This is a genomic window from Sinomonas sp., assembly GCF_036848755.1.
Classification (GTDB): domain Bacteria; phylum Actinomycetota; class Actinomycetes; order Actinomycetales; family Micrococcaceae; genus Sinomonas.
In genome coordinates, this window is sequence record NZ_DAIUJO010000120.1 from 1 (window position 1) to 10,274 (window position 10,274).

Annotated in this window: 10 protein-coding genes; 7 read left to right on the plus strand and 3 right to left on the minus strand. The window is 69.8% G+C overall.

The window, feature by feature from the left end:
- The coding region (locus tag V7053_RS15700) for a LacI family DNA-binding transcriptional regulator (RefSeq protein ID WP_334173208.1) at nucleotides 1-689 on the minus strand (689 nt) is incomplete at its 3' end.
- 239 nt (nucleotides 690-928) lie between these two features.
- Nucleotides 929-2,032, minus strand: coding sequence for a YihY/virulence factor BrkB family protein (locus V7053_RS15705; protein ID WP_334173209.1), 1,104 nt, complete (start codon nucleotides 2,030-2,032; stop codon nucleotides 929-931).
- A 178-nt stretch (nucleotides 2,033-2,210) separates the two neighbouring features.
- Here V7053_RS15705 and V7053_RS15710 point away from each other — a divergent pair, with 178 nt between their 5' ends.
- From V7053_RS15710 to V7053_RS15720, 3 genes are read left to right on the plus strand one after another with little or no spacing between them, the layout of a single operon-like run.
- Nucleotides 2,211-3,197 carry a hypothetical protein gene (locus V7053_RS15710; protein WP_334173210.1) on the plus strand — a complete coding sequence of 329 codons (987 nt, stop codon included), beginning with the start codon at nucleotides 2,211-2,213 and terminating at the stop codon, nucleotides 3,195-3,197.
- Nucleotides 3,194-3,715 carry a phage holin family protein gene (locus V7053_RS15715; RefSeq protein ID WP_443022638.1) on the plus strand — a complete coding sequence of 174 codons (522 nt, stop codon included), beginning with the start codon at nucleotides 3,194-3,196 and terminating at the stop codon, nucleotides 3,713-3,715. The genes V7053_RS15710 and V7053_RS15715 overlap by 4 nt, the downstream gene beginning before the upstream one ends.
- Complete coding sequence (locus V7053_RS15720; RefSeq protein WP_334173211.1) at nucleotides 3,712-4,287, plus strand: DUF3618 domain-containing protein; 576 nt, start codon at nucleotides 3,712-3,714, stop codon at nucleotides 4,285-4,287. Before V7053_RS15715 ends, V7053_RS15720 begins: the two co-directional genes overlap by 4 nt.
- 163 nt (nucleotides 4,288-4,450) lie before the next feature.
- On the opposite strand, the gene V7053_RS15725 is transcribed toward V7053_RS15720, so the two are convergent.
- Complete coding sequence (locus V7053_RS15725; RefSeq protein ID WP_334173212.1) at nucleotides 4,451-5,725, minus strand: APC family permease; 1,275 nt, start codon at nucleotides 5,723-5,725, stop codon at nucleotides 4,451-4,453.
- A 114-nt stretch (nucleotides 5,726-5,839) separates the two neighbouring features.
- Between V7053_RS15725 and V7053_RS15730 the strand changes: the two genes are divergently transcribed.
- The 4 genes from V7053_RS15730 (at nucleotide 5,840) to V7053_RS15745 (ending at nucleotide 10,140) form a co-directional block, all read left to right on the plus strand.
- Complete coding sequence (locus tag V7053_RS15730; RefSeq protein WP_334173213.1) at nucleotides 5,840-6,496, plus strand: cation transporter; 657 nt, start codon at nucleotides 5,840-5,842, stop codon at nucleotides 6,494-6,496.
- Entirely contained in the window at nucleotides 6,493-7,410 is a 918-nt protein-coding gene (locus tag V7053_RS15735; protein ID WP_443022639.1) for a cation diffusion facilitator family transporter, read from the plus strand. The genes V7053_RS15730 and V7053_RS15735 overlap by 4 nt, the downstream gene beginning before the upstream one ends.
- 27 nt (nucleotides 7,411-7,437) lie before the next feature.
- A complete protein-coding gene (locus V7053_RS15740; protein ID WP_334173214.1) occupies nucleotides 7,438-7,773 on the plus strand; it encodes a YnfA family protein in 336 nt (111 codons plus the stop codon).
- 84 nt (nucleotides 7,774-7,857) lie between these two features.
- Entirely contained in the window at nucleotides 7,858-10,140 is a 2,283-nt protein-coding gene (locus V7053_RS15745) for a family 78 glycoside hydrolase catalytic domain (protein ID WP_334173215.1), read from the plus strand.
- Nucleotides 10,141-10,274 lie beyond the last annotated feature (134 nt).

Here is a 10,274-nt window from a genome sequence, read left to right on the forward strand (position 1 = left end):
GCGAGCGCCTCTGCCCATCCTCGCCGTCGTTCGTCGCCCGTCTCCGATCCCCGCGGCCACCCTACGAAGGCGATGTCACGGTGGCCCAGTTCCAGGAGGTGCCTCGTTGCCTGCGCTGTCCCCGCGGCGCCATCGACGTCGATCCAAGCGTGGCCCGTGGAGTGGGCCGCCTGCTGTCCGGCGGCTGTGCCGTCGCTCGGCCACGGCCGTCCGAAGACCGAGAAAGGGGTGCCGTGGTCAGTGAGCCACTGGTAGCGGACATCGTCACGGTGAGTTTCGATGAGGATGAAGGCGTCGACTGAACGGGTCTGGGTCAGGCTCGAGAACTGCCTCAGCTCCGCTTCATCCGAGTCCGCCGTGTAGAGCATGATGCGGCACCCCCGCCGATCGGCCTCCGCGGACAGGGCATGGAGGAACGTGTCGAGCACGGCCCCTCCGATACCGTCCCGGACCCGGTCGAGCCGATAGGCGAGGACTCCGGAGCGAGCGGTGCGCATCTGCCGCGCGGCAGCGCTGCGCACGTATCCCGTCTCTTCGATGGTGGCGAGGACTCGCTTGAGAGTGTCCGGCTGGAGCCGCTCGGGGTTGTTGAGGGCGTTGGAGACCGTCTGCCGCGAAACGCCCGCGAGGAGCGCGACGCTCGAGACCGTGGGGCGGAAGGCAGCTGGCGAAGGATCTGCTCCGTTCATGCACTGCTCCATCCGCCATTGGACTTCCTGAACCCGAGCATTCGCGGGGTTTTGATTGATCAAAAGAGCGCTGCATCAATCGTCGGCAGTGCCCAGAGGTGTGTCAAGCGTCACATCTCGGCCGGCGTGGACGGCGTCGCGAACGCGGGAAGTGCTGGGGCGGCTGTTCGCCGAACAAATCGACGATGAGTACGCGCCCGGGGGTCGCTGTGGGGGACAGCTCCACACCGGACGCGCATTTAATTGTATGGCTGTTCTGAGGGTTCTGTCGCCTCTTGAGCGTCCTCTCCATGGTGGTGGCGGAGCTCCCGCGCGTGGCGGATGTCGTTCTCGGCCTGCTCCTCGCGTCGGTCGATCTTCTCGGTCGACTTCGGCGGGAGCTGGATCGACTTCTCCGCTGGGATGCCAGCCTGCAGCTCCCGGCCGCGCTCGACCTCGGCGTCGAACTCCGCGCCGAACAGAAGGGACAGATTGAGCAGCCACACCCACAGGAGCAGGATGATGACGCCGCCCAGAGCGCCGTAGGTCTTGTTGTAGTGGCCGAAGTTGCCCACATAGAAGCCGAACGCGAGGGTGGCGAGCGCGAAGATGACGAGCGCGATGAGCGACCCCATGCTCATCCACCGGAACCTGGGCTGCCTGACGTTCGGTGTGAAGTAGTACAGGACGGCGATGAGCCCGATCACGAGTACGACGGCGATCGGCCACTTGACAATGCTCCACACCGCGACCGCCGCGCTGCCGAGGCCTACCACGTTGCCGACCGACTCCGCGAGCGGCCCGGTCAGCACGAGGATCACGGAGATGATCGAGACGACGACCACCGACAGGAGCGTGATCCCGAGGGTCGTGCCGCGGAGCCGCACAAACGAGCGCCCCTCCCCGATCTCGTAGATCCGGTTCATGGCGCGTCCGAACGCGCGCACGTAGCCGGAGGCCGACCAGAGGGCGCCCAGGAGGCCGACGACGAGGGTCAGGCCAGCCGCCGGGTTGTGGACGAGGTCCTCGATGGGCTGGCGGATCGCGTCCGTAGTCGCACCGGGAGCGATGCCCTGGACGATGTTCATCATTCCCGAAACCGTGTTCTCTGCCTGGCCGAAGAACCCGAGCAGCGAGACGATCGCCAGGAGCGCAGGGAAGAGCGAGAGGATCCCGTAGTAGGTGAGTCCCGCGGCGAGGTCCATGCACTGATCGTTCATGAACTCGCGCAGGGTCTTGCGCGCGATGTACCGCCACGATGGCTTGGTCACGTCCTGCGGGCGCCGCGGCTTCCGCGCGTCGTCCGGCGAGGGTGCAGACTCGGCCTTTCCCACGGTGCTCTCGCGCGTGTCATGCCTGCTCACAGTGAGTTCCTTCCCCAGGGTGCGATCGGACTGTCCGCAAGCGGACGCTGACGGTCTGCTGCCCCAGAATCGGGCTGGCCAAACCCAGAAATACCCGATGCGAGGAAATGTGTGCGCTCCGAAGACGACGGGTATGAGCCCGGCACCATCAGCACACCGAGTCGAGAGAGGAACCACGATGGCCGATTTCCCATCGAACGGTCCCGGCGCACCCACCGGCGCCTCGGGCAGCATCACGTCCACCTCGCAGGGCTCCACCACGGAGACGGCGAAGAACGAAGCCCGGGGCGTCGCTCAGGAAGCGGGCGCGTCGGCGAGTGCGGTCGGCCAGACCGCGAAGGACGAAGCGACCCACGTTGCCCGCGAAGCGCAGTACCAGGCGAAGGACCTCATCCACCAGAGCCGTCAGGAGCTCATGCAGCAGGCTTCGGCCCAGCAGGAGCGTGCGGCACAGGGGCTGAAGTCCCTTCACGAAGAGCTCAGTTCGCTCGCGTCCAAGAGCGACAACCCGGGGGTGGGGACGGACTTGGTCCGGCAGGCTGCGCAGAGGGCCGGAGCCCTCGCCGACTACCTCGGCCAGCGGGACCCCGGTTCGCTCCTCAACGAGGTCAAGTCCTATGCCCGCCGGAAGCCCGGCGCCTTCCTCGCCCTTGCGGCCGGAGCAGGACTCCTCGCCGGGCGCCTGACCCGCTCGCTCGCCGCCGGTGCGTCGAACGACGGCGCGAGCCAGCAAGGGGTCAGCGGGACCTCCTCGGAGGCCTACCCCGCCGGGCACGGCTACCCGGCAGGCGCGACGGGCGCCTACCCAGAGAGCTCCGCGCTGCCGTCGAACGGCGGTCTTCCCGTCTCCTCCGATGTCGAGCCTCCCGTTGCCCCCGTTCCGGGCGGCATCGAGCCTGCGGTTCCGGGCTATGAGCCCCAGCCGGACGGCCACGGCCGGTCGGCCACGGTCGAGCACTCGTCGTGGGACGAGGGTGCCGTGCAGGAAGGCGCGATCACGAGCAGTGCAGCGTATGGAGCTCCGCCAGGGGCGCGTCACGCGACCGCCTCGGGGGCAGACCTCGCAGAGGGCGAAGGACGCGCGGGCGCGTTGGGCGACGACGCAGACCCGGTCACGGACCAGATCCCGCCGGTGCCCCGCGAGGACCGGGGTGGCCTGCGATGAGCCACCCCTACGAAGCGCCGGCGGGCGGCGCGCCCGGCTACCCGGCGCCGTCGTCCGCCTCCGCGCCCGGCTACCCGGCGCCGTCGTCCGCAGCCTCGGGATCGCGGCCCACTCCGCCCGCTGAAGAGAAGGCGGCAAACAACTCGATCGGCGAGCTGCTGAGCGACGTGACCCAAGACCTCTCGACCCTCATGCGCCAGGAGCTCGAGCTCGCAAAGGCCGAAGCGACGCAGTCAGCGAAGCGGGCCGGACGCGGTGCGGGGCTCTATGGGGGAGCCGGGGTGGCCGGGCATTTCGCCCTCCTGTTCCTCTCGGTCGCCCTCTGGTGGGCGCTCGGGGCCTATGCCATCGGGCTGGGGTGGTCCGCCGTCGTGGTCGCCGTCATCTGGGCGATCATCGCGGGTGTCCTCGCGGCACGCGCGAAGAAGGACCTCCAGTCCGTCAAGGGCCTGCCCCGGACGGCCGACTCCATCAAGAAGATTCCGGAATCCCTCAAGCCGAGCGAGGAGCCACGATGAGTGAGAACCCCGATGCAATCCGTGCCGATATCGAGCAGACCCGGCAGAGGCTGGGCTATGACGTGGATGCGGTGGCGGACAAGGTGACGCCGTCCCACATCGCCCACCGGCAGACCGAACGGCTCAAGGGTGCTGTGGGTGGGGTGAAGGACCGGATCATGGGCAGCGCCGAGGACGCTGCACAGAGCACGCGCGGCACCGTCTCCGGCGCAGGCGACTCGGTCGACCAGGCCAAGCGCACGGTCGCCCGCAAGGCTCAGGGCAACCCCCTCGCGGCAGGCCTCATCGCGTTCGGCGCCGGCCTCCTGGTCTCGTCGCTCATCCCACCGAGCCAGAAGGAGCAGGAACTCGCCCAGACCGTGAAGGAAAGGGCTCAGCCGATGACCGAGCAGCTCTCGAGCGCCGCCTCCGAGGCCGCCTCGAACCTCAAGGGACCCGCGCAGGACGCGCTCCAATCGGTCAAGGAGACCGCCGCAGACAGTGCGCAGAACGTCAAGCAGGAAGCGCAGGATCAGGGCGCATCGGTGCAGGACCGCGCACAGGAGGCGCAGGAGAACCTGCGCCAGAGCTGACGGCGGGCGCGATTCAGCGCGCTGACATCGCGTGAAGGATGTGCGAAGGACCGGGCGGTTCCCCATGGGGGAGCCGCCCGGCTGCAGCTGAGGCTCGTGATGCCCGAGGGGCCGGCCGACGACGGCTGGATGTTGCCCCGCCCCCGTTCGCCGCCGTCCGCGCTCACGCTCGCGGCCCGGCACCGTCCGTGCGGAGGCGCTGCCGGACCAGGCGGTAGCCGATCCCCACCGCGAGGACGATGAGGCCCGCGGCGATCGAGGGCGGCGGGAGGGACCCGGCGAGGGCGACGCAGCCGAGCGCGCCGAGAATCTGGAGCGCCTTGGGGTACCGGCGATGGTCTGGGGTCTGCGTGAAGGCCGCCGCATTGGCGACGAAGTAGTACAGCAGGACGCCGAAGGACGAGAAGCCGAGAGCACCCCGCAGGTCGGTGGTCAGGACAAGGACGCAGACGACGACGGCGAGGAGCATTTCAGCGCGGTGCGGCACCCGATAGCGGTCGTGGACCGCCGAGAGCCACCGGGGAAGGTCCTCGTGGCGTGCCATCGCAAGCGTCGTGCGGCCAATCCCGGCCGTGATCGACAGGAGTGATCCGAGCGTCGCGGCCGCCGCGCCGACGCGAACGATCGGCGACGCCCAGAAGGAGCCGCCCGCCGTGACGACGTCGGAGAGCGGTGCAATCGAGGACGCGAGCCTCTCCGGGCCGATCACGAGCAGGGTCGTCAGGGCCACCGCCGCATAGACCACGAGGACGATCGCAAGCGCGATCAGCACTGCCCGCGGAATGGTCCGCTGCGGCTCCCTGACCTCCTCGCCCATCGTCGCGATGCGCGCGTAGCCGGCGAACGCGAAGAAGAGCAACGCGGCGGCCTGGAGAATGCCGTACCAGCCGTGCTCGAGGAGCCCCTCGGTGAGCGCCCCGGACCGTGGATGGCCGGTTGTGAGGCCGAGGACGACGACGAACGCGAGCACCACGAGGACGACGCCGGCCAAGACCTTGGTGGCCCCGGCAGTGCGCGTTACCCCCACGTAATTGACCGCGCCCACCGCCAGCACAGCGAGAACGCCGACCGGCTTCTCCCACCCCGACGGCGCGGCGTAGGCCGCGAACGTGATGGCCATCGCCGCCGCGCTCGCAGTCTTGCCGATGACAAAGCTCCACCCGGCAAAGAATCCCGGCCACTCGCCGAGGCGCTCTCGGCCGTAGACGTACGTGCCGCCCGACGTCGGGTACTGCGCCGCAAGCTGGGCCGAAGCGGTGGCGTTGCAGTAGGCGACGATGCCGGCGATCGCTAGCCCGATGAGCAGGCCCGCCCCGGCCGAGACGGCAGCGGGGGCGAAGGCCGCGAAGATGCCCGCTCCCATCATGGACCCCAGCCCGATCGCGACTGCGTCGAATGTTCCGAGGCGCCGTGCGAGTGCCCCCTGATGGCTTGTCACCCGTGCTCCTTCTTCTGTTCGCTGTCGCTGTTCTTTCTAGCAAGAGGCAGCGGTCGGCGTCGCATCGGCACACCACCTCAGGTACCTTCGAAGCATGACCGGGGAGTATTCCGCATGAGTTCGGCTGGCAGCTCGCTTCGTTCGTCGGGCTCGGGACTGACGGCCGAGCGGAGGGCACAGCTTGCCCGCCGGATCCGCTGGTACGCCAGAACGACTATCGCGTACAACGCGCTCGAGGCCCTCATCGCGGTCACTGCGGGGATCGCGGCGGGTTCTGTGGCGCTTGTCGGGTTCGGCATGGACTCCCTCGTCGAAGTGCTCTCCGCAGCCGCGATCGTCTGGCAGTTCGCGGCCTCCGACCACGAGCGGCGCGAGAAGACAGCACTGCGCGTGGTCGCGTTCTCGTTCTTCGCGCTCGCCGCGTACCTTGTGGTCACGTCCGGGCTCAAGCTCCTCGGAGCGCGGGAGCCTGTGGAGTCGCTGCCTGGTGTCGTCTTGACGGCGGCGAGCCTCGCCGTCATGCCTTTGCTCTCCTATCTCCAGCGGAGGGCAGGCCGTGAGCTCGGTTCCCGCTCCGCCGTCGCCGATTCGCACCAGACGCTCCTGTGCACCTATCTCTCCGCGGTCGTGCTGGCGGGTCTCCTCGTCGAGGCACTGTTCCGGTGGACCTGGGCGGACCCACTCGCGGCCCTCGTCATCGCAGCGGTGGCCGTCAAGGAAGGCGTCGAAGCGCTGCGCGGGGACGCTTGCTGTGCGGAGCCAGCGCCGTGAGCGACCACTCGCACGCCCACGACGTCGATCCCGTGAAGGATCGCGCCCGGCTCCTCACGGTGTTCGCGGTGACGGTCGTGATCATGGTCGCCGAGGTCGTCGGCACCGTGCTCTCGGGTTCACTCGCGCTGCTGGCGGACGCGGGCCATATGTTCACTGACGCCTCCGGCCTGCTCATCGCGCTCATCGCGGCGTCTCTCGCCCTCAAGCCGCGCACCCCGGAGCGGACGTGGGGCTACCGGCGCGCCGAAGTCCTCGCCGCAGCGCTTCAGGCGGGTCTCCTCCTCGTCGTCGGAGCGTTCGTTCTCGTCGAGGCCGTTCGCCGCCTCGTCGAGCCGCCGGAGGTGGGATCGGCCGCGATGCTCTGGTTCGGCGTCATCGGCCTTGCGGGCAACGCCGCTTCGCTGGCCATCCTGGCCTCGAGCCGTCATCGGAGCTTCAATCTCAGGGCCGCATTCCTCGAAGTCCTCAACGACGCGCTCGGTTCCGTCGCGGTCATCGTCGCCGCTGCAGTGATCGCGCTCACAGGCTGGACCCGGGCAGACGCCATCGTGTCCCTTCTCATCGGCGTGCTGATCATCCCTCGCACGCTCCGCCTGCTCAAAGACACCACCGACGTGCTCCTCGAATCCACGCCCAAGGGTCTCGACTTGCGTGCGGTGCGCGAGCATATCCTCGCGCTCCCGCACGTCCTGGACGTCCACGATCTGCACGCGAGCCTCGTCGGCTCGGGCACCCCGGTCATCACGGGGCACGTCACCCTCGAGGACCGTTGCCTGACCGACGGACACTCCCAGGACATCCTCGCCGACCTGCAGAAGTGCGTGGCCGAGCACTTCGATCTGGCCGTCGAGCATTCCACGTTCCAGCTGGAGAGCGCCGCGCATCGGGACCGCGAGCACATCCATCACTGACGGCGGCTCAACTGGGATGATCAGACCGTGAACATCCTCAGGTCCTCGGTGCTGTTCGTCCTCGCGGCGTTGGCGGAGATCGGCGGCGCGTGGCTCGTGTGGCAAGCCATCCGGGAAGGAAAGCCGTGGTGGTGGGCAGGGCTCGGCATCGCCGCCTTGGGGGCCTACGGTTTCGTCGCGACGCTTCAGCCTGATGCTCATTTCGGGCGGATTCTCGCCGCGTACGGGGGAGTCTTCGTCGCTGGCTCCCTCGTCTGGGGTGTGCTCGTCGACGGCTTCCGCCCCGATGGGTGGGACATCGCGGGCGCGGCGGTGTGCCTCGCCGGGGTCGCAGTGATCATGTTCGCCCCGCGAGCCGGCTGACCCGAGGCCTGTGATCTGCGTCATGCTACGGTGGGGTCTGGTGAATCGGTTCAAGACTCGTTGACGACCTCCTGGAGCCCACTGATGAGCACTTGGCATGCCCGCTTCGTTTCTCCTGACGCCGAGTTCGGCGGGGCCCCGCTGCTGCGGGGTGAGTTCCGCCTGGAGGAGGGGCACGGGGGTGTCGCGTCGGCGACGCTGTTCGTCTCGGCCCTGGGGGTGGTGGAGGCGTTCGTGAACGGGCGGCGCGCGTCCGGGGACCTGCTGACTCCGGGGTGGTCGGCGTACGAGTGGCGGGTGCGGTACGCGGAGTGGGACGTGACGGAGCTGGTCGGTGCGACGACGGTGCTGGGCCTCGCGCTGGGCAACGGGTGGTACCGGGGCCGGCTGACCTGGAGCGGGGGTTCGGCCTTCTACGGCGCGGAGCTGGCCGGGTTCGCCGAGCTGCGGGTGCGGTTCGCCGATGGGCACGAGCAGGTCCTCGGGACTGATTCGTCGTGGACGGCGGGGCCGTCGGCGACGACGGCGAACGACCTGTACGACGGGCAGTCCATCGACGCCCGGGCGTATGACGGCGCGTGGCTGGCCCCGGGGTTCGCCTCCCCGGATTGGGTGGGCGTGCACGAGCTCGACGACGACCTCGCCCGCCTCGAGCCGTACATCGGCCCGCCGGTGCGGCGGGTCGCGGAGCTGGCGCCGGTCAAGGTGTGGGAGTCCCCGTCGGGGAGGGTGCTGGTCGACTTCGGGCAGAACCTCGTCGGCTGGGTCCGGGCCGAGGTAGCCGGCCCGGAGGGCTCGGTCGTGGTGCTGCGCCACGCCGAGGTGCTCGAGCACGGAGAGCTCGGCACCCGCCCGCTGCGCTCCGCGGAGGCGACCGACCGGTTCACCCTCTCCGGTGGGGCGGACGTCTTCGAGCCGACGCTCACGTTCCACGGCTTCCGCTACGTCCAGGTCGAGGGGTGGCCCGGGGGAGTGGAGGCGCTGCGGGCGGCGGTGGGCGCGGGGGGCGGGCTGACCGCCGTCGTCGTCTCCTCCGACCTGCGCCGGACGGGTACGTTCGAGACCTCGGACCCGCTCGTGGACCGGCTGCACGAGAACGCGGTGTGGGGCATGCGCGGGAACTTCCTCGACGTGCCCACGGACTGCCCCCAGCGCGACGAGCGCCTCGGCTGGACCGGGGACATCGCCGCGTTCGCCCCGAGCGCGTGCTTCCTCTTCGACGCCCGCGACTTCCTGCGCGACTGGCTCCGCGACCTCGCCCTCGAGCAGGAGCACCAGGACGGCCTCGTCCCGTACGTGGTCCCGGACGTGCTCAAGTACATCGAGCACCCGGCCGAGTTCGGCCGGCCGGACACCACCGCGCTGTGGAGCGATGCGTCGGTGTGGGTCCCGTGGGCGGTGTGGACCGCGTACGGGGACCGGCGCGTGCTCGAGGAGGCCTTCCCCTCGATGCTCTCCCACGCCCGGCGCGTGCGGGGCAGGCTCTCGGGGAACGGGCTGTGGGACACCGGCTTCCAGTTCGGCGACTGGCTCGACCCCGACGCCGCGCCGGACCAGCCGTGGGCCGCGAAGGCGGACCCGCACGTCGTGGCGACGCTGTGCGCCTACCGGACCGCGGACCTCGTCGCGCAGGCCGCCCGCATCCTCGGCAACGACGGGGAGGCGGCCGAGTTCCGGGGCATGGCCGAGGCCCTGATGGCCGCGTTCACCAAGCACTACGTTGCCGAGGGCGTCATCACGAGCGACTGCACCACCGTGTACGCCCTCGCGATCGTCTTCGGCATCCTCGGTGAGGCGGACCGGGAGTCCGCCGGGCGGCGGCTGGCCGAGCTCGTGCAGGCCTCGGGCTACAAGATCTCCACCGGCTTCGCCGGGACGCCGTTCGTCACCGACGCGCTCACCGCGACCGGCCACCTCGAGGACGCCTACCGGCTGCTCCTGCAGACCGAGAACCCCTCCTGGCTCTACCCGGTGACGATGGGGGCGACGACGATCTGGGAGCGCTGGGACTCCATGCTCCCGGACGGGACGATCAACCCGGGCGAGATGACCAGCTTCAACCACTACGCGCTCGGCGCCGTGGTCGACTGGCTCCACCGCACGGTCGGGGGCCTCGCACCCCTCGAGCCGGGCTACCGGCGCATCCTCGTCGCCCCCCAGCCCGGCGGCGGCCTCGAATGGGCCCAGACCAGCCTCGAGACCCCGCACGGCCTCGCCTCCGTCCGCTGGGACCTCGCCGACGGCAAGCTCCGCGTCGCCGCCACCGTGCCCCCAGGCACCGAAGCCGTCCTGCGCCTGCCCGACCGCGAGGACGAAATCGTCGAGGCAGGGAATCACGAGCGGGAAGTGGCCCTTTCGGTCGTCTGAACGGGGCAGCTGCACCAGCGGGCACCAGTGCGTAGCGCTCCGCGGCGCGATCCGGTTCAGGTGGGGCACCCGAGGTTGCCGGCCAGAAGTGGCGGGCGGCCTCGGTGTTGTCGTTTCAGCGGCGGTCGAAGGTG

What these genes read in the sequence shown, in the direction of transcription:
- V7053_RS15710 (WP_334173210.1), top strand. Translation starts at nt 2,211, where the DNA reads ATGGCCGATTTCCCATCGAACGGTCCCGGCGCACCCACCGGCGCCTCG.
- V7053_RS15715 (WP_443022638.1), top strand. Translation starts at nt 3,194, where the DNA reads ATGAGCCACCCCTACGAAGCGCCGGCGGGCGGCGCGCCCGGCTACCCG.
- V7053_RS15720 (WP_334173211.1), top strand. Translation starts at nt 3,712, where the DNA reads ATGAGTGAGAACCCCGATGCAATCCGTGCCGATATCGAGCAGACCCGG.
- V7053_RS15730 (WP_334173213.1), top strand. Translation starts at nt 5,840, where the DNA reads ATGAGTTCGGCTGGCAGCTCGCTTCGTTCGTCGGGCTCGGGACTGACG.
- V7053_RS15745 (WP_334173215.1), top strand. Translation starts at nt 7,858, where the DNA reads ATGAGCACTTGGCATGCCCGCTTCGTTTCTCCTGACGCCGAGTTCGGC.